Source organism: Pseudomonas sp. NFX15 (genome assembly GCF_049132105.1).
GTDB lineage: Bacteria > Pseudomonadota > Gammaproteobacteria > Pseudomonadales > Pseudomonadaceae > Aquipseudomonas.
In genome coordinates, this window is sequence record NZ_JAFMPV010000024.1 from 1 (window position 1) to 18123 (window position 18123).

15 protein-coding genes are annotated in these 18123 nt (G+C 60.6%); 4 read left to right on the top strand and 11 right to left on the bottom strand.

What is annotated here, in order from left to right; all coding sequences use genetic code 11:
• Window positions 1–183 precede the first annotated feature (183 nt).
• Together J1D76_RS21590 and J1D76_RS21595 are read right to left on the bottom strand one after the other, a co-directional pair.
• Window positions 184–2058: an MFS transporter gene (locus tag J1D76_RS21590; RefSeq protein WP_421140376.1), complete on the bottom strand. Its 1875-nt coding sequence runs from the start codon at window positions 2056–2058 to the stop codon at window positions 184–186.
• A 95-nt stretch (window positions 2059–2153) separates the two neighbouring features.
• Window positions 2154–3305 carry a TDT family transporter gene (locus tag J1D76_RS21595; RefSeq protein ID WP_421140377.1) on the bottom strand — a complete coding sequence of 384 codons (1152 nt, stop codon included), beginning with the start codon at window positions 3303–3305 and terminating at the stop codon, window positions 2154–2156.
• Between the two features lie 501 nt (window positions 3306–3806).
• Here J1D76_RS21595 and J1D76_RS21600 point away from each other — a divergent pair.
• Complete coding sequence (locus J1D76_RS21600; RefSeq protein WP_421140378.1) at window positions 3807–7277, top strand: NahK/ErcS family hybrid sensor histidine kinase/response regulator; 3471 nt, start codon at window positions 3807–3809, stop codon at window positions 7275–7277.
• Window positions 7278–7310: 33 nt separating this feature from the next.
• Here J1D76_RS21600 and rmuC read toward each other — a convergent pair whose 3' ends face one another.
• Window positions 7311–8675, bottom strand: coding sequence for a DNA recombination protein RmuC (gene rmuC / locus J1D76_RS21605; protein WP_421140444.1), 1365 nt, complete (start codon window positions 8673–8675; stop codon window positions 7311–7313).
• A 175-nt stretch (window positions 8676–8850) separates the two neighbouring features.
• Entirely contained in the window at window positions 8851–9174 is a 324-nt protein-coding gene (locus tag J1D76_RS21610) for a sel1 repeat family protein (protein WP_421140379.1), read from the bottom strand.
• A 1007-nt stretch (window positions 9175–10181) separates the two neighbouring features.
• Here J1D76_RS21610 and J1D76_RS21615 point away from each other — a divergent pair.
• The 3 genes from J1D76_RS21615 to J1D76_RS21625 all read left to right on the top strand — a co-directional run bounded on the left by J1D76_RS21615 (window position 10182) and on the right by J1D76_RS21625 (window position 12581).
• Window positions 10182–10406 (top strand): hypothetical protein, encoded by a 225-nt coding sequence (locus J1D76_RS21615; protein WP_007898912.1) that lies wholly within the window; start codon window positions 10182–10184, stop codon window positions 10404–10406.
• Window positions 10407–10681: 275 nt separating this feature from the next.
• Window positions 10682–11164 (top strand): hypothetical protein, encoded by a 483-nt coding sequence (locus tag J1D76_RS21620; protein ID WP_421140380.1) that lies wholly within the window; start codon window positions 10682–10684, stop codon window positions 11162–11164.
• A gap of 145 nt (window positions 11165–11309) precedes the next feature.
• Window positions 11310–12581 carry an OmpP1/FadL family transporter gene (locus J1D76_RS21625; protein ID WP_421140381.1) on the top strand — a complete coding sequence of 424 codons (1272 nt, stop codon included), beginning with the start codon at window positions 11310–11312 and terminating at the stop codon, window positions 12579–12581.
• 81 nt (window positions 12582–12662) lie between these two features.
• Here J1D76_RS21625 and J1D76_RS21630 read toward each other — a convergent pair whose 3' ends face one another.
• From J1D76_RS21630 to cobU, 7 genes are all read right to left on the bottom strand, one after another.
• Window positions 12663–13223, bottom strand: coding sequence for a glutathione peroxidase (locus J1D76_RS21630; protein WP_421140382.1), 561 nt, complete (start codon window positions 13221–13223; stop codon window positions 12663–12665).
• 190 nt (window positions 13224–13413) lie between these two features.
• Window positions 13414–14622 (bottom strand): MFS transporter, encoded by a 1209-nt coding sequence (locus J1D76_RS21635; RefSeq protein ID WP_421140383.1) that lies wholly within the window; start codon window positions 14620–14622, stop codon window positions 13414–13416.
• Between the two features lie 52 nt (window positions 14623–14674).
• The gene (locus tag J1D76_RS21640; protein WP_421140384.1) at window positions 14675–15079 is read right to left on the bottom strand and encodes a MarR family winged helix-turn-helix transcriptional regulator; all 405 of its coding nucleotides are present in this window, start codon (window positions 15077–15079) and stop codon (window positions 14675–14677) included.
• 95 nt (window positions 15080–15174) lie between these two features.
• Window positions 15175–15906, bottom strand: a complete 732-nt coding sequence (locus J1D76_RS21645; protein WP_421140385.1) for an adenosylcobinamide-GDP ribazoletransferase — start codon at window positions 15904–15906, stop codon at window positions 15175–15177.
• Between the two features lie 2 nt (window positions 15907–15908).
• Window positions 15909–16484: an alpha-ribazole phosphatase family protein gene (gene cobC / locus J1D76_RS21650; protein ID WP_421140386.1), complete on the bottom strand. Its 576-nt coding sequence runs from the start codon at window positions 16482–16484 to the stop codon at window positions 15909–15911.
• Window positions 16481–17536, bottom strand: a complete 1056-nt coding sequence (cobT, locus tag J1D76_RS21655) for a nicotinate-nucleotide--dimethylbenzimidazole phosphoribosyltransferase (RefSeq protein ID WP_421140387.1) — start codon at window positions 17534–17536, stop codon at window positions 16481–16483. Before cobT ends, cobC begins: the two co-directional genes overlap by 4 nt.
• Window positions 17533–18054 carry a bifunctional adenosylcobinamide kinase/adenosylcobinamide-phosphate guanylyltransferase gene (gene cobU / locus J1D76_RS21660; protein WP_421140388.1) on the bottom strand — a complete coding sequence of 174 codons (522 nt, stop codon included), beginning with the start codon at window positions 18052–18054 and terminating at the stop codon, window positions 17533–17535. The genes cobT and cobU overlap by 4 nt, the downstream gene beginning before the upstream one ends.
• Between the last annotated feature and the right edge of the window lie 69 nt (window positions 18055–18123).

Consider the following 18123-nt stretch of genomic DNA (forward strand, 5'->3'; position numbering starts at 1 on the left):
AAGAAGACACGGATTGATGAATCGAACTATGATTTTTCATGGACTCGCCCTCGCTGTCGTTGGCTGTTTAGACTGCCACCGTGGCGCATTGACGCCTCGGCTTGGGCGAGTCCATCCAATTACAGGGATACGCGTCCACTGTAGGAGCTGGCTTGCCAGCGAAGAGGCCAGCACAGTCACCGACTATCTAACCGCCCCACGCAACTCCTCCACCAACGCCTGCAACTTCGCTGGCTCCGCCGCTTCAACCGTCACCGCCGTCCCCGCCACCAGGGTCACTCGCGACCACAACCGGCGAAACAGCCCCTTGCCCGGATCGCGGCTGAAAAAACTCCCCCAAAGCCCCTGCAAGGCCAGCGGAATCACCGGCACCGGTGTCTCTTCGAGAATCCGCGTCAGCCCGCCCTTGAATTCGTTGATCTCACCGTCGGTGGTCAACTTGCCCTCGGGGAAGATGCACACCAGCTCGCCATCCTTCAGATATTGCGCAATACGCGCGAAGGCCTTTTCGTAGATCTGGATGTCTTCATGACGCCCCGCAATCGGAATCGTCCCCGCCGTGCGGAAAATGAAGTTCAACACCGGCAGGTTGTAGATCTTGTAATACATCACAAAGCGAATCGGCCGACGCACTGCGCCGCCAATCAGCAAGGCATCGACGAAGGAAACGTGGTTGCACACCAACAGCGCCGCGCCTTCATCGGGGATCAAATCCAGGTTGCGGTGTTCGACGCGGTACACGGAATGGCTGAGCAGCCAGATCATGAAACGCATGGTGAACTCGGGGACGATTTTGAAGATGTAGGCGTTGACGCCGATGTTCAGCAGCGACACCACCAGGAACAACTGCGGAATCGACAGTTTGGCGATGCTCAACAATACAATCGAGACAATCGCCGAGACCACCATGAACAGCGCGTTGAGGATGTTGTTGGCGGCAATCACCCGCGCCCGCTCGTTCTCGGCCGTACGCGACTGGATCAGCGCGTACAGCGGCACTATATAGAAGCCGCCGAAGACGCCCAGGCCGAGGATGTCGAACAACACCAGCCAGGTGTAGCCGAAACCGAGGATGTCGAGCCAGCCATGGCCGGCGGCGCTGTCCGGGATGCCGCCGGAATGCCACCACAGCAGCAGGCCGAACACCGTCAGGCCAAACGAGCCGAACGGCACCAGGCCAATCTCGACTTTGCGCCCGGACAATTTCTCGCACAGCATCGAACCCAGGGCGATGCCGACCGAGAACACCGTCAGAATCAGCGTCACCACGGTTTCGTCGCCGTGCATCCATTCCTTGGCGTAGGCCGGGATCTGTGTCAGATAAATCGCCCCGACAAACCAGAACCACGAATTGCCGACAATCGAGCGTGACACCGCCGGCGTTTGCCCCAGGCCGAGTTTCAGCGTGGCCCAGGATTGGCTGAAGATGTTCCAGTTCAAGCGCAATTGCGGTGTAGCCGCCGCTGCGCGAGGAATGCTGCGGCTGGCCAGGTAACCGAGCACCGCAATACCGATGATCGCCGTCGACACCACCGGCGCGTAGTGCGCCGAGGACATCATGACTCCGGCGCCAATGGTGCCGGCAAGGATTGCCAGGAAAGTGCCCATTTCCACCAGGCCGTTGCCGCCCACCAGTTCATCTTCACGCAGGGCTTGCGGCAGGATCGAATACTTTACCGGCCCGAACAGCGCCGAGTGTGTGCCCATGGCGAACAGCGCCACCAGCATCAGCGACAGGTGATCGAACAGGAAGCCGACGGCGCCGACCGCCATGATCGCGATTTCACCCAGTTTGATCACCCGGATCAGCGCGTCCTTGGCGAATTTTTCGCCGAATTGCCCGGCCAGCGCCGAGAACAGGAAAAATGGCAGGATGAACAGCAGCGCACACAGGTTGACCCAGATCGAGCGGTCACCGTCGAGGGTCAGCTTGTAGAGAATCGCGAGAATTAACGACTGCTTGAACACGTTGTCGTTGAACGCCCCGAGGGACTGGGTGATGAAGAACGGCAGGAAGCGCCGGGTGCGCAACAAGGTGAACTGTGAGGGGTGACTCATCTTCCATGTGTCCCTGATTGAGGTAGCGAGTGGCCTGGATACTTATTGGAGTATCGAACGTCGATCCAGGCCACACCTTACTCAATCTTTGCCGATTATTTCTTTAATCCGGCAATGCACGGCGAGACAAACAGCTCGCCTCGCCAGGCACCCAGCACCGTGCGCTTGCCGACGATCAGCCACATCACCGCCAGCAACGCCACCAGCGCGCAGCCAAAGACGCTGAAAAACGTCAGGTTCAAGGTGCTGGCCAATTTCAATGTCGCCAGCGAGTAGACGCCCAACGGGAAGGTAAAGCCCCACCAGCCGAGATTGAACGGGATGCCGGCACGCAGGTAACGCCCGGTGATCAGCAGCGCCATCAGCATCCACCACAAACCGAAGCCCCACAGTGTAATGCCGGCGACCAACCCCAGCCCGGCAGCGATCTCGCCGACGCCCGGCATGCCGTTGGCGGCGAAGATCAGCGGTGCGTCGCCGCCGAGTACCAGCATGCCCAACGCACCGGTGCCGATCGGACCCAGGGCCAGCCAACTCGAGGCGGCCATGTTTTCGTGGGGCAGTTTATGCAGCGCCATGCGCAGCAGCAAAATAGTCAGGATGCTGAAGGCCACCGGCAGGGAAAAAGCCCAGAGCACGTAGCTGGTCACCAGCACCACCAGTTGCGAATGGGCGTCAGCCAAGTGCGGCGCCAGCAGGCCACCGCTGGCAGCCGCCACTTCTGCCGCGACCACCGGCAGCAGCCAGACAGCGGTCATCTGGTCGATGCTGTGCTCCTGGCGAGTGAACATCATGTACGGGATCAGCACGCCGCAGGCCAGCGACATGGCCACGTCCAGCCACCACAACACTTCGGCGACATGGATCACACCGTCGCCCCAGCGTGGCAGGCCAAACACCAGGAAACCATTGATGATGGTCGCGAGCCCCATGGGGATGGTGCCGAAAAACATCGAGACCGTGGAGTGGCCGAAGATCCGCCGCGCTTCATCGAAGAACAGCACCCAACGCGCGGTGTACAGCGCTGTGAACAGCACAAACAAGGCGATATTGAACAGCCAGAGCGCTTCGGCAACAACGTGCAATGCAGGCGTGGCGACCGGCAATTGCGCCAGCGCCAATGCCAGCACGCCGGTACCCATGGTGGCCGCGAACCAGTTCGGGGTGAACTGGCGAATCACTTCGCGGGGATGCTGAAGATGGCTGAACGGTTTGATTCCGGGCTTGATGCTATTGGCACATGTCATGGCGAACTCCTGTCCTCACGTGAGGTAGAGCCCATCTTAGATCCGAATCGAATATCTATATAACGGGTAATATCTCTATATCTTATCGATTATACAAATACACATTCAAAACAAACTACGAGCTTGCGCGTAATACGCCGACATCAGCCCAGCGCGTTCATGGGGCAAGGCCAGGTGTAGATCGTCAGCGCACCCGTTCGTTGTCGGGCTTCATGCGGGCGAGGGTGTGTCCTGCATCAATGGGTCGAGATTGCGTTGAGTCAGTGCAGCCCTCTCCGCTGACAAGCCAGCCACACACAGTGTTCGAGTCGTATCCAAAGTCCGTGAACACAGCTGAACTTGTGGGAGCGGGCTTGCCCGCGATGGGGCCAGTCCAGACACCGCCATTACCCTGCGACACCCCGCCACGCCACGACCTTGGTCGACACTGACTAACGCAGGCTGTCGTGCGAGACTGTCTGTCCGGGCGGGAAGCCCGGGTGTCTTTTGTCTGGAGTCCCCATGTCGCTGTCCACCGGGCTGATCGCCGCCGTCGCCCTGGCCTATATGGCCATCATGTTCGCCATCGCCTTTTATGGCGACCGACGCAGCGCGCCCTTGCCGCCGCGGGTGCGGGCTTGGGTGTACAGCCTGTCGCTGGCGGTCTACTGCACCAGCTGGACGTTCTTCGGCGCTGTCGGCCAAGCGGCGGAACAGCTCTGGTCGTTCCTGCCGATCTATCTCGGACCGATCCTGTTGCTGGTCGGTGCGCCGTGGGTCCTGCAGAAAATGGTGATGATCAGCAAGCAGGAGAACATCACTTCCATCGCCGACTTCATCGCCGCACGCTATGGCAAATCCCAGTCGCTGGCAGTGGTGGTGGCGCTGATTTGCCTGGTCGGGGTGTTGCCCTACATCGCGTTGCAACTCAAAGGCATCGTGTTGGGCGTTAACCTGCTGATCGGCGCCGGCGCCGACGCCATGGGCACCCGCGCCCAGGACACCGCACTGATTGTGTCGCTGGTGCTGGCGCTGTTCACTATCGTCTTCGGTACCCGCAACCTCGATGCCACTGAACACCACCGCGGCATGGTGTTGGCGATTGCCTTTGAATCCCTGGTCAAGCTGTTCGCGTTTCTCGCCGTCGGTGCGTTCGTGACCTACGGCCTGTACGACGGCTTCGACGACCTCTTCGACCAGGCCATGCTCGCGCCGCGGCTCGAAGAATACTGGAAGGAAACCATCAACTGGCCATCGATGGTGGTGCAGACCGGCGTAGCGATGATGGCGATCATCTGCTTGCCGCGGCAGTTTCACGTGACCGTTGTGGAAAACATCGAGCCTCAGGATCTGCGCCTGGCCAAGTGGGTTTTCCCCGCCTATCTCGCACTCGCAGCACTGTTTGTCGTGCCCATCGCGCTGGCCGGGCAGATGATGCTGCCCAGTTCGGTGTTGCCGGACTCGTTCGTCATCAGCCTGCCCTTGGCCCAGGCCCATCCGGCACTGGCATTGCTGGCGTTCATCGGCGGTGCGTCGGCGGCCACCGGGATGGTGATTGTCGCCAGCGTGGCATTGTCGACCATGGTGTCCAATGACATGCTGTTGCCCTGGCTATTGCGCCGCAACAACGCCGAGCGACCGTTCGAAGTGTTCCGCCAGTGGATGCTGTCGGTGCGCCGCGTCAGCATCGTGGTCATCCTGCTGCTGGCCTATGTCAGTTATCGCCTGTTGGGTTCGACCGCCAGCCTGGCGACCATCGGCCAGATCGCTTTCGCCGCCGTGACCCAACTGGCCCCCGCCATGCTCGGCGCGCTGTACTGGAAACAGGCCAACCGCCGCGGTGTATTCGCCGGCCTCGCGGCCGGGACATTCCTGTGGTTCTACACCTTGATCCTGCCGATTGCCGCCCGCAGCCTCGGCCTGTCCCTGAGCACGTTCCCGGGGCTGGCCTGGTTGCACAGCAATCCGCTGAACCTGCCGATTACCCCGCTGACCCAAGGCGTGGTGCTGTCGCTGGCGGGCAACTTCACGTTGTTCGCCTGGGTCTCGGTGCTGTCCCGTACGCGGGTGTCAGAGCATTGGCAAGCGGGTCGTTTCATCGGCCAGGAAATCAGCGCCCGGCCCAGCGCACGCTCGATGCTGGCGGTACAGATCGACGACCTGCTGCAACTGGCCGCACGTTTCGTCGGCGAAGAGCGCGCCAGACAAAGCTTCATCCGCTTTGCCTACCGCCAGGGCAAAGGCTTCAACCCGAACCAGAATGCCGACAATGAATGGATCGCCCACACCGAACGCTTGCTGGCCGGTGTGCTCGGTGCCTCTTCGACTCGCGCGGTGGTGAAAGCCGCCATTGAAGGCCGGGAGATGCAACTGGAAGACGTCGTGCGCATCGCCGACGAAGCCTCGGAGGTACTGCAGTTCAACCGCGCCTTGCTGCAAGGCGCCATCGAGAACATCACCCAGGGCATCAGCGTGGTCGACCAGTCGCTGAAACTGGTGGCCTGGAACCGTCGATACCTGGAGTTATTCAATTACCCGGACGGCTTGATCAGCGTCGGCCGGCCGATCGCCGACATCATTCGGCATAACGCCGAGCGTGGCCTGTGCGGCCCCGGTGAAGCTGAAGTGCACGTCGCCCGTCGCCTGCACTGGATGCGCCAGGGCCGTGCACACACCTCCGAACGGTTGTTTCCTAACGGCCGGGTGATCGAGTTGATCGGCAACCCCATGCCGGGCGGCGGTTTCGTCATGAGTTTCACCGACATCACCGCGTTCCGCGAAGCCGAACAGGCACTGACCGAAGCCAACGAAGGCCTGGAGCAGCGGGTCACCGAACGGACCCACGAACTGTCGCAACTCAACGTCGCTCTGACCGAAGCCAAGGGCACTGCCGAGGCGGCCAACCAGTCCAAGACCCGTTTCCTCGCGGCCGTCAGCCATGACTTGATGCAACCGCTGAATGCGGCGCGACTGTTCTCTGCCGCCCTCTCCCATCAGGACGATGGGCTCTCTGGCGAAGCGCAGAAACTGGTCGAGCACCTGGACAGTTCGCTGCGCTCGGCAGAGGACTTGATCAGTGACCTGCTGGACATTTCCCGCCTGGAGAACGGCAAGATCAATCCCAATCGCCAGCCGTTCGCGATCAACGACCTGTTCGACACCCTTGGCACCGAATTCAAGGTGCTGGCCCAGGAACAAGGCTTGGCATTCCGCGTTCGCGGCAGCACGTTGCGGGTCGACAGCGACATCAAACTGCTGCGGCGGATTTTGCAGAACTTCCTGACCAACGCATTCCGCTACGGTAAGGGTCCGGTGCTACTGGGGGTTCGCCGGCACAAAGACGCTTTGAGCCTGGAGGTTTGGGACCGCGGGCCGGGCATTCCGGAAGACAAGCAACAGGTGATTTTCGAAGAGTTCAAACGTCTCGACAGCCACCAGACGCGAGCCGAGAAAGGCCTCGGCCTTGGCCTGGCGATTGCTGATGGGTTGTGCCGCGTGCTCGGCCATACCTTGCGGGTACGCTCCTGGCCGGGACGCGGCAGCGTCTTCAGTGTCAGCGTGCCCATTGCCCGGGCGCCAGCCGTAGCATCGATCAAAGTCGCCGAATTCAACGGCAAATTGCTCAACGGAGCGCAGGTGCTGTGTATCGATAACGAAGACAGCATCCTGATCGGCATGAACAGCCTGCTCAGTCGCTGGGGATGCCAGGTCTGGACCGCGCGCAATCGCGAGGAGTGCGCAACGTTGCTGGCCGACGGCGTGCGCCCGCAACTGGCGCTGGTGGATTACCACCTCGACCATGGCGAGACCGGCACCGATCTGATGGCCTGGCTGCGCACGCAACTGGGTGAGCCGGTTCCCGGCGTGGTGATCAGCGCCGATGGCCGGCCGGAGACGGTCGACCAGGTGCATGCCGCGGGGCTGGATTACCTGCCCAAACCGGTGAAACCGGCGGCGCTGCGGGCGTTGTTGAGTCGGTATTTGCCGTTGTAACCCGGTTCAACATTGCCTCCTGTGGCGAGGGGGTTACTCCGGCAGCTCGACCAACCCATCCACATCGGTCATCGCCCGCTCCAGCAAATCCGCCGGCAGGCTCTTGCTCGCCCGTGCGCCCAGCAGTTTGAGTTGTTCGCTGCGGCTGACCAGGTTGCCGCGGCCCTCTGTCAGCTTGTTGCGTGCCGAGCTGTAGGCCTTGTCCAGTTGCTGCAAGCGATTGCCAACCTCGTCCAGGTCCTGGATGAACAGCACGAACTTGTCGTACAGCCAACCGGCCCGTTCGGCGATCTCCCTGGCGTTCTGGCTCTGGCGCTCCTGCTTCCACAGGCTGTCGATGACGCGCAAGGTCGCCAACAACGTGGTCGGGCTGACGATCACGATGTTGCGGTCGAACGCCTCCTGGAACAGCGTCGGTTCAGCCTGCAACGCCGCAGAAAACGCCGCTTCGATCGGCACGAAGAGCAACACGAAATCCAGGCTGTGCAAGCCATCGAGGCGTTTGTAATCCTTGCCGGCCAGGCCTTTGACGTGATTACGCAACGACAGAACGTGCTGCTTGATCGCGATCTGGCCAATGGCCTCGTCGTCCGCCGCCACGTACTGCTGATAGGCCGTGAGGCTGACCTTGGAGTCGACCACCACCTGCTTGTCGCCCGGCAGATAAATGATAACGTCCGGCTGGAAGCGTTCGCCGTCCGGCCCCTTGAGATTGACCTGTGTCTGGTACTCGCGGCCCTTCTCCAGCCCGGCATGCTCCAGCACTCGCTCGAGAATCAGCTCGCCCCAGTTGCCCTGGGTCTTTTGCCCTTTCAGGGCGCGGGTCAGGTTGGTGGCTTCGTCGCTCAAACGCAGGTTCAGTTGTTGCAGGCGCTCCAACTCCTTGGCCAGGGAGAAGCGCTCGCGAGCCTCGTTCTGATAGCTTTCCTCGACGCGCTTTTCGAAAGACTGGATGCGTTCTTTCAAGGGATCGAGCAACTGGCCGAGGCGCTGCTGACTGGTTTCGGCAAAACGCTGCTCGCGCTCGTCGAAAATCTTCCCCGCCAGTTCGGCAAACTGCGCGCGCAGTTCGTCTCGCGAGCCCTGCAAGTCATTAAGGCGTTGTTGATGGCTGTCCTGTTGTTCGCGCAACTCGGCGTTGAGCGAAGCGGCCTGGGCATCCAGGCGGCGCAACTCGGCTTCTTTGCCGGCGCGCTCGATATTCCACGCATGGGCGGCGTCGCGGGCGTCATCTCGCTCGATCTGCAGCAGCTCGACTTCGCGCCGCAACGCCGCCAGATCCGCCTGTTTGGCGGCGTTGGCATGGGTCAGGTCAACGACTTCATCGCGACTGGTTTCAAGCTGCGCATTCAAACCGTCCTGCGCCAGTTGTGCCATGGCCAGGCGTTCTTGCAGCAGGGCCACTTCCGCTTGCGTCGTGTTGGCGCGGCGTTGAAGTTGCCAGGCCAGTACCAGCAACGGCAGCGCGGCCCCAGCCAGCCCCAGCAATACGCTGGTCAAGTCCATCGCCATAACCACTCCTGCCATTGGGATAAAGCCTGAAGGTTAACCAAGGTGCTACGTCTTGGACAGCTCAGTCTTCGACCAGGCCCAGTTCCTGTTGAGCGCGGCGATCGCCTGCCCGCGCGGCCTGACGCAGCAGGTCCTGGCCGATCCGGCGATCCCGGGCATTTTCGCATTCGCGACACATCAACTGGCCAAGACGACTTTGCGCCGCCACCACGCCTTCACGAGCCGGTTGTTTGAGCAGACGTCCGGCAATGTGTTTGACGTTACGGTTTTCGCCCAGGTGCGGACTGTCCAGTAACCACTCTGCCACACGCATGGAAAAGCGCTTGGGAGGGGCAACGGTGGGAGATGTGGGGGAAGAGGAAACGAGAGGTGAACGAAACTTCATAAAGCACTGTGGGGCAGATCGGAAGGCGCGCAACTTTACTCTCTTTTTCTTACAGGTAAAGCTGAAAATGTCCCGGCACGCTCGTCCTAGAGCAAGCGCTCGGGACAATCCACAGAAGCTGTGGATAACTCAGTGGACAACCGCCCTTGAACCCGCGCAAAGCCCTGTAGAATGGGGCTTGCAGTCAAACTGACGATTTTTTCACCAGTAAAAAAAAGCGATGTTTTTCATTGACTTAAATTTTTGATGCAGGCAGTCGTTACCCCTGAACCTGAGATGACAGCGCGGTGACAAGCTGCGTCACTTATGTGTACAAGTGCCTTCGCGGCGGTTATATCGATGTACTTTTTCGGCGCGTTTTTTCCTCATATCTGGGAATAAACCTGGGTGAACCGGTTTTTTTGATGCTGGCATATCTGAAAATATCGCTGACCGATGGTCGGATTCCTCCCTGGGGCAAGGCCTTTCACCGGAAGTAAAACGCAACTCTCGGCACGCCATCGCAAGGAAAAACACCCGCTAACGTACCCGCCCGGCAATTTTTTTGGCTAACACACTTCCCTTGGCCAGTTCAATCCGTTAGTATCCGCGGCGTTAGTACCAAGCTGAAAGTCAATTCTGGTCGAACAAATCCCCCCGGTCAGCCTTCCCAACGGAAGCCTTTGCCGAAAAAGCGGGATCGACCACCTCGATGGTTTCCAGGTAAATCTTGCGCCGACGCAACCTTTGAATCGAAAACAAAGGCTGTTGCTCCGCCCGCTTACTCTGCTCGAACCAACCTGCAAATTGATCAGGATCTTCACCCCGGGCCCAGAACCTTTGCCCTCGATGTGTTGCCTGCCCTCCTAAGTACCTACCTGCCAGCCCAAGCGCGCCAACTTATCAGCGCTTCAAACTGGCTGCTTTGTTCCAGTCGGGTTCTTCGTTCGATCAATGGTGATCGATGTTACTGGAACGTTTTAACGTTGCACGGTTCATATCCGTGTCATTTGTAGGAACACCCAATAATGTCTACTCAAATCCATACCCAGGATGCCATCCGCACCCTCACCAACGCTTTTGCACCAATGAACTGCCTGATCATGGCCGCTCGCAAAGGCTGCTTCAGCTTCACCCTGGTCAACGAACACGGCATCGCCCGTCACAGCGAACGCCTGTACCCCGATCAATACTCCAGCGCAGAGCCGCTGCAGGCTGTGATCGAGCGTACCCGTCAGGCACTGGTTGCCTGAGACGCCAGAAAGGCTGAAAAAACGAAAGCCTCGCCCAAAAAGCGGGGCTTTTCATTGCCCGATGTTTCCCTCTGTACGCACCACGACTAAGCACCAACCGATATAAGCGTTATAACGGGTCGCTGGAAATATTTTAAAAACAGGCCTTTACGTCGCGAATATGACACTACACTTCAACTCAAGCGGCGTGACCCGCTTGCGGCGAGCCTGAGCCGATTCACTGCTGCCAAGCCCCCCTTCAGGTATCGCCGTCCAATTGAGGTTTCGAGGGTTTTATGGGTATCGCTGCCAGCGAACTGTGCCGTTATGTGATTCGTCCGACCCTGATCTATCTCGGACGCCATAGCGCTACTGCCGAATCCCTGCTGCTGGGCATTGCCGCCAGCCAGTCAGCCCTTGGTTCCGCCCTGCATGACCGCCGCGGACACGGCCTTTACCGCATCGCCGAGCCGCGACACCAAGCCCTTTGGGATCATTACCTGGCGCTGGATCCGGAGCGCGCCAGTCTGGTCCGCGGCCTGGCCAGCCAGCACGCTTTTTTGAGTGGGCCGCACCTCGAATTGACCGTCAACCTGCGTTACGCCACAGCCATCGCCTGGCTGTTGGTGGAAGAACAGAACACCCCCCTCCCCGCCTCCGATGATCTGCTGGGCATGGCCAGAATCTGGCGCCAGACATTTCACCCCCAAGGGCGCCTGCGTGACTTCACCTGTGCCTGGCAGACCTGTGTTTCGCCGCTGAATCAGGTAGCCTGCTGATACCGTTGGATCCAAGATCGCGCAACACGTCGCGAATATGGTCGGATTGTCCTACAAAACCGCTCTAAATCAGGCCATACAGGCTATGGCGCTGGGACGAAAATGTTGGTAATTTTCGCCCCGGTGATCACCAGGAGTTCTAATAATGAAAAAAGTAATGCTCAAATCCACCATTAGCCTCGCCGTTGCCATGGCATCCTCCCAGATCTTCGCCGCTGGCTTTGCCATCAACGAGCACAGCATCAGCGGGATGGGGACTGGGTACGCCGGGCGATCTTCTTCTGCCGATGACGCAAGCACTGTTTATGGCAACCCTGCCGGCATGTCGCGCATCAAGCGCGAACAAGTGACCGGTGGCGTTGCGTTCCTCGATGCCAAGACCGATATCAGCGACGCCAGTTCCAGCCCTAACGGCGGCAGCAACAAAGGCGACATGGTGCCCTTCACCTCCGTACCTATGGGCTTCTACGTCAAACCAATTGATGACCACTGGGCATTCGGCTTGGGTGTGTACGTGCCGTTCGGCCTGATTACCGATTACGAAAACGGCTTTGCCGGCCGTTACTTCGGCAGCAAATCCGAAGTACAAGTCATCACCTTCCAGCCGACCGTCAGCTACGCCTTCAACGACAAGGTGTCGATCGGTTTCGGCCCGACCATCAACCGCATCGACGGTACCCTGGAATCGAACCTGTCGATCACCCAGGCCGCACCGGACGGCAAGGTCAAGATCGAGGGTGACGACACCGCGCTGGGCTACAACGTCGGCGTGCTGGTTCAAGCGACCGACACCACCCGCCTGGGCCTGACCTACCATTCGAAAGTCGACTACAAGCTCGAAGGCAATACCAAGGTCAACTACGGCGTGCTGGGCGCAATCGGGCTCGGTGCCAACCAGAAGTACGATGCTTCGCTGAAGATCACCACGCCTGAATCCGTGGACTTCTCGGTCACCCAGGTGCTGAACGACAAGTGGACCGCTTACGCGGGTACCACCTGGACCCGTTGGAGCCAACTGAAAAACATCACCGTCAAAAACGATGGTGTACAACCGTTGTTGGCGGGTCAGTTCGGTGAAATCACCGAAGAACAAAACTGGCACGACACCTGGGCTTACGCCATTGGTACTTCGTACCAGTTGAACAAGGAGTGGGTCCTGCGTACCGGCCTGTCCTTCGATCAGTCGCCGACCAACAACGTCGACCGCTCGCCACGTATCCCTACCGGCGACCGGACCATCTTCAGCATCGGTGCTGGCTGGAGCCCGACCGAAGACTTGACCATCGACGTCGCCTACTCGTACCTGCAAGAAGAGTCGGTCAAGATCAGAAACGAAAACGATCGTGGCCAAACCTACGACTCCAAGTATGAAAACTCGGCAAACGGTTTCGGTGTTGGCGCAACCTACCGCTTCTGATGCTGCACGGCGGGGTTAACCCCTCGCCCACAAAAAAGCCCCGTTCGGGTCACCGACACGGGGCTTTTTTACGCCTTTGGATCAGGGTTTCAGCGGCGCCGAAGCAATGGCCTTTTCCACCGCGGCCAGAAACTCAGGATCGTCCGGTTTGGTCAGGCTGGAAAAGTTGGCGATCACGTTGCCCTGCCGGTCGATCACGTATTTGTAGAAATTCCACTTCGGAGCACTGCTCTGCCGGGCCAGTACCTGAAACAGGTGGGTGGCATCGTCACCCCGCACCTTCTGCGGCTCGGTCATGGTGAAGGTCACGCCGTAGTTGGCATAGCAGACTTTCGCCGTCTCGGCGCTGTCCTTGGACTCTTGCTTGAAGTCGTTGGACGGCACACCCAACATCTCCAGGCCTTGCGCCTTGTAGCGCTGATTGAGTGCCTCAAGGCCCTCGAATTGCGGTGCGAAGCCGCAGAAGCTGGCCGTATTGATCACCACCAACGGTTTGTCGGCGTAGCGCTGACACAGGTTGATGGATTCTTTGGCCCGCAACTTCGGCAGCGAGCCTTGCAGTGCTTCCGGGCAATCCGCAGCCCAGGTCAGACCGGACAACGCCATCAGCAACGCGGGAACAGCACACCAGCGCTTGAGCATCTCGATGCATCCTTGAGCAGGGGTCAAAACCTGACGTTACTCGCCATCAGCGCCGGCTCGCAAGCCGCTTTCTAGCAAATGCTCATGCCCAACTGCAAAAGCGCCAGCCCGCCCTGATGCCAGCCCCACCATGTCAGGGCCAGCAACAACGCACAGATGGCAAAAATCGTGATCCGAGGCCAAAGGCTGTTCATGTCGCACTCATCTGTGTTTGCAGGCGCGCCACCGGCCGTTCGCGCACCGGCCAGTTCAGGGCGGCCGCCAACAGGCTCAAGAGAATCGCTACGTGCCAGATCAGGTCATAGCTGCCGGTACGGTCGTACACCACGCCGCCCAACCAGCCGCCGAGGAACGAACCGAGCTGGTGGAACAGGAAAACAATACCGCCGAGCATGGACAGATTACGCACGCCAAACAAGGTCGCCACCGTACCGTTGGTCAATGGCACGGTCGACAACCACAAAAAGCCCATGGCCATGCCGAACAGGTACGCCGACGCAGAGGTCACCGGCGCCCACAGGAACAACACGATGACCACCGCCCGCAGCAGGTATAAACCGGTGAGCAAACGCGGCTTGGACATGCGCCCGCCGAGCCATCCCGCCGTGTAGGTGCCGAAAATGTTGAACAGGCCGATCAGCGCCAGCACCGTGGTGCCGACGGTTGCGGGCAGATGCTGGTCCACCAGGTAGGCCGGCAAGTGCACGCCGATGAACACCACCTGGAAGCCGCAGACAAAAAAACCGAACGCCAGCAGCCAGAATCCCGAATGGGAGCAGGCTTCGCGCAGCGCTTCACCGAGGGTTTGCTCGTGGCCCAGGACCGGCAGCGGTTTGTCCTTGAGCATGCTCACCAACGGCACGATCAACGCCACCAGCAAACCCAGCGCCAGCAGCGCTGTCGACCAGCCGAGCCAGCCGATCAAACCGAGGGTGCCGGGCAGCATCGCGAACTGACCGAACGAACCGGCGGCACTGGCGATCCCCATGCCCATGCTGCGTTTTTCCGGCGCAACGGCGCGACCGACCACGCCGAGAATCACCGAGAACGACGTACCGGACAGCCCGAGGCCGATCAACAGGCCGGCGCTCAGGGACAGGGTCATCGCCGAATCGGAAAGGCCCATGCAAATCAGCCCGACCGCGTAGAGGACGCCACCGATCAACACCACTTTTGCCGCGCCGAAACGGTCGGCCAGTGCACCGGTGAATGGCTGGGCAAGGCCCCAGATCAGGTTCTGCAAGGCGATGGCGAAGGCGAAGACTTCACGACCCCAGCCAAACTGGCTGCTCATCGGCGCCAGGAACAGCCCGAAGCCATGACGCACGCCCAGGGACAGCGCCAGGATCAGCGCACTCCCCAACAGCACCCAGCCACACGTACGCCACATCGATGTCATTATTATTCTCCGGTAGCGGGTATATACCCGCTTGAGGTCGAAAAAACCGGCGTCAGGCCAGTTCGTCCAGCAGCTTCAACAAGATTTCGCGTTTCTCGGCGCCCAGGCGATCGATCAGACGTTGCTGCGCGGCTTCCCACGCCGGCAACGCTGCCTTCAGGCGCTCTGCACCCGCGTCGGTGAGCACGACGATGCGGTTGCGCATGTCCTCGCCCTCGACCAGCCTCACCAGGCCCTCGCCCTCCAACACCCGCAAATTGCGCCCCAGGGTGCTGCGATCCAGGCCCATGGCCTCGGCCAGGGTCGAGATGCTCGGCTGATCCAGACGCTGCAGATTGCACAACAAAGAATATTGCGCAACGTTGATCCCGAAGCCGTCGAGAGCGCCGTCGTAATGCCTGCTGACGCCACGGGCGGCGCGACGCAGGTTGATGCATAAACATTGGGAATCGAGCATGGTGCGTGTATATACCCGCGAGTCAGTTAAATCAAGTTACCTGGGCTGCATTCAGTGATCGCATTCGGGACTGTCAGATATTTTGTGTGCAGGCCTCAGGTCAACGCCAATCCAACCAACACCCCCACCTCCAACAACTCCAGCATCGCCCCCGCCGTATCCCCCGTCGTACCACCCAGACGCCGCAGCATCACCTGCCGCAACCAGACAAACCCAAGTGCAGCCAGCACCAGCGCCAGCACCCCACTAACGCCGGCAATCAACACACACGCCAACGCGCTCACCGCCAACACCTGCTTGCCCGCCGAACGCGGAAGATGATCAGCCAGCGCCTGCCCCAAACCACCGGCACGCACATACGGCGTGGTCAGGAACAAACCGAGCAATGCACTGCGACCGATCAGCGGCACGATGACCAACGCCTGCGAATGCGGCTGTTCTATCAGCGCCAGCAACGCGGTGAACTTGAGCAACAACACCAACACCAGCGTCACCACCGCAATCGGTCCGCTGCGCGGGTCTTTCATGATGGTCAGCGTACGCTCGCGGTCGCCAAATCCGCCGAGCCAGGCATCGGCACTGTCGGCCAGGCCATCCAGATGCAATCCACCGCTGAGCAGCACCCAAACACACAGCAACAGCGCCGCGTGCAGTAGCGTCGGCGTGCCGAGCAACAGCCAGTTGACCGTCCACAGAATCGCGCCAAACAGCAACCCCACCAACGGGTAGAACAGCAGCGTACGCCCCTGCTCCCGAGACTCAGGCATGCCCGGCAAGTGAATCGGCAGGCTGCTGAGAAATTGCAGGGCGATCCAGAATGGCAGCATGGTCAGCGCAGTTCCTTCAATAAGCCGGCAGGTTCCACCGTCAGCGAAAACAGTGCGCCATGCCCGACCTCAACGTTGAGCAACTGCTCGCGTGGCAGTCCCCGCGCTTGCGCCAACAACAAACGCATCACGCCGCCATGACTGACGAGCAGAATGCGTTCACCCGCAAAGGTCGTGTGCAAACGCTCCAGCGCGGCCAGCACCCGCGTCGAAAAATCGCTTACCGGTTCACCCTGCGGCGGCGTGAAGGAATATGGATCGGCCCAGAATAGCCCCAGCGCCTGCGCGTCGATGTCCATCAACGCCGCCGCGCTCTGCCCTTCCCAGGCACCAAAATGCAATTCCTGCAGGTCTTTATCCAGGTGCACCGGCACCGCCAATTGCGCACCGAGCTCCTCGGCAAATCGTGCGCAACGCTGCAACGTCGAGCTGACCACGCGATCCCACGGCCCCTGCCCGACCACGGCAGCGCGCATCTGCGCCCAGCCCGTGTCGGTCAGCGCATCATCGATGCTGCCGCGCAGGCCGCCGCCGCATTCGGTTTCACCGTGACGCAACATATCCACATGCAAGGTCATGCCGGGCGATCTGCCACGGCGGCTTCAGCGAAGGTCGCCATCTGCCCGTGCAGGTCGCACGCCAGGCGCAACAGCGGAATGGCCAATGCCGCACCGCTGCCTTCACCCAGGCGCAGGCCAAGGTCGAGCACCGCTTGCGCATTCAAGGTTTCCAGCACATGGCGATGCCCCGGCTCAGCACCGCGATGGCCGAACAACAGCCACTCACGGCATGCCGGGTTCAAGCGCACCGCCACCAGCGCCGCGACACTGCAAATGAAGCCATCCACCAACACCGCGACACCTTCTTGGGCACAGGCGAGATAGGCGCCGGCCAGCGCCGCAATCTCAAAGCCGCCGAGGTTGAACAAGGTCTGCAAGGCATCGCCACGCTGCGCGCCATGCAAGGCCAGGGCGCGCTCGATGACCTGGGCCTTGTGGCTGACCCCTTCGGCATTGAGCCCGGTACCCGGCCCGGTCAAATGGCTTACCGGGCAATCGAGCAAGGCACACGCCACGGCGCTGGCAGCAGTGGTGTTGCCGATGCCCATTTCACCACCGACAAACAACTGCGCACCACTGGCGACGGCCCGCTGCACACTGTCGCGCCCTGCCTGCAAAGCGAGTTCGCCCTGCGCCGGGGTCATGGCCGCCCCCTGGACAAAGTTTGCCGTGCCGGGCCCGACATTCAGGTGCCGCACACCCGGCAAGTTCAGCGACGGCGTAACCGTCCCGAGGTCCACCACCTCAAGGGACGCGCCGAGCTGTCGCGCCAGCACGCTGATGGCCGCGCCACCGCTGACGAAGTTATGCAGCATCTGCCCGGTGACTTCCTGGGGAAACGCCGACACACCTTCGGCGACGACACCATGGTCACCAGCAAATATCGCGATCCACACCTGCTCCAGGCTCGGCTTGACCCGCCCCTGCAAACCCGCCAGTTGCACGGCCAGCGATTCAAGCTGGCCGAGGGAGCCGGCCGGTTTGGTCAGTTGCTGCTGCCGCGCCTGCGCCTGTTCGACCACTTGGGTATCGACCGGCTTGCAGGGGTTCAGCCACCAGGATTGAGTCATAACGCAGTTCCTTTCAAAGTCAGGGGCAGGCCGGCGACGGTCAGGACGACACGCTGACAGCGCTCAGCCAGGGCTTGATGCAGCCAACCGGCTTCATCGACATAGCGGCGAGTCAATTCGCCCAGCGGCACGACACCCATTCCGGTCTCGTTGCTGACAAAAATGATTTCACCCGGCAGCGATGCCAGGCAGTCCAGCAATGCATCGCGTTCGGCTTGCAGGCGCTGCGCATCGTCGAGCATCAGCAGATTGGTCAGCCACAGGGTCAGGCAATCCACCAGCAGGCAGCGCTGGGCACGGGCGTTTTCGCGCAACACCCGGGCCAGTTCCAGCGGTTCTTCGATCAATGCCCATTGCGCAGGACGACGGGCGCGGTGATGGGCCACCCGTTCGCTCATTTCGCCATCGAGTGGCTGGCTGGTGGCGATGTAGGTGACGGCAAGGGCGCTGTCACTGGCGAGTTTTTCCGCCAGGCGACTTTTGCCGGAGCGGGCGCCGCCGAGGATCAGTTGGAGCATGGTTGTTTCCTTTAAATCTTCGGTGAGGCGGCTGGCCTCTTCGCGGGCAAGCCCGCTCCTACAGGGTGA

Coding starts and splice junctions, on each gene's coding strand:
- J1D76_RS21590 (WP_421140376.1), bottom strand. CDS start 2,058: ATGAGTCACCCCTCACAGTTCACCTTGTTGCGCACCCGGCGCTTCCTG.
- J1D76_RS21595 (WP_421140377.1), bottom strand. CDS start 3,305: ATGACATGTGCCAATAGCATCAAGCCCGGAATCAAACCGTTCAGCCAT.
- J1D76_RS21600 (WP_421140378.1), top strand. CDS start 3,807: ATGTCGCTGTCCACCGGGCTGATCGCCGCCGTCGCCCTGGCCTATATG.
- J1D76_RS21610 (WP_421140379.1), bottom strand. CDS start 9,174: ATGAAGTTTCGTTCACCTCTCGTTTCCTCTTCCCCCACATCTCCCACC.
- J1D76_RS21615 (WP_007898912.1), top strand. CDS start 10,182: ATGTCTACTCAAATCCATACCCAGGATGCCATCCGCACCCTCACCAAC.
- J1D76_RS21620 (WP_421140380.1), top strand. CDS start 10,682: ATGGGTATCGCTGCCAGCGAACTGTGCCGTTATGTGATTCGTCCGACC.
- J1D76_RS21625 (WP_421140381.1), top strand. CDS start 11,310: ATGAAAAAAGTAATGCTCAAATCCACCATTAGCCTCGCCGTTGCCATG.
- J1D76_RS21630 (WP_421140382.1), bottom strand. CDS start 13,223: ATGCTCAAGCGCTGGTGTGCTGTTCCCGCGTTGCTGATGGCGTTGTCC.
- J1D76_RS21635 (WP_421140383.1), bottom strand. CDS start 14,622: ATGACATCGATGTGGCGTACGTGTGGCTGGGTGCTGTTGGGGAGTGCG.
- J1D76_RS21640 (WP_421140384.1), bottom strand. CDS start 15,079: ATGCTCGATTCCCAATGTTTATGCATCAACCTGCGTCGCGCCGCCCGT.
- J1D76_RS21645 (WP_421140385.1), bottom strand. CDS start 15,906: ATGCTGCCATTCTGGATCGCCCTGCAATTTCTCAGCAGCCTGCCGATT.
- cobC (WP_421140386.1), bottom strand. CDS start 16,484: ATGACCTTGCATGTGGATATGTTGCGTCACGGTGAAACCGAATGCGGC.
- cobT (WP_421140387.1), bottom strand. CDS start 17,536: ATGACTCAATCCTGGTGGCTGAACCCCTGCAAGCCGGTCGATACCCAA.
- cobU (WP_421140388.1), bottom strand. CDS start 18,054: ATGCTCCAACTGATCCTCGGCGGCGCCCGCTCCGGCAAAAGTCGCCTG.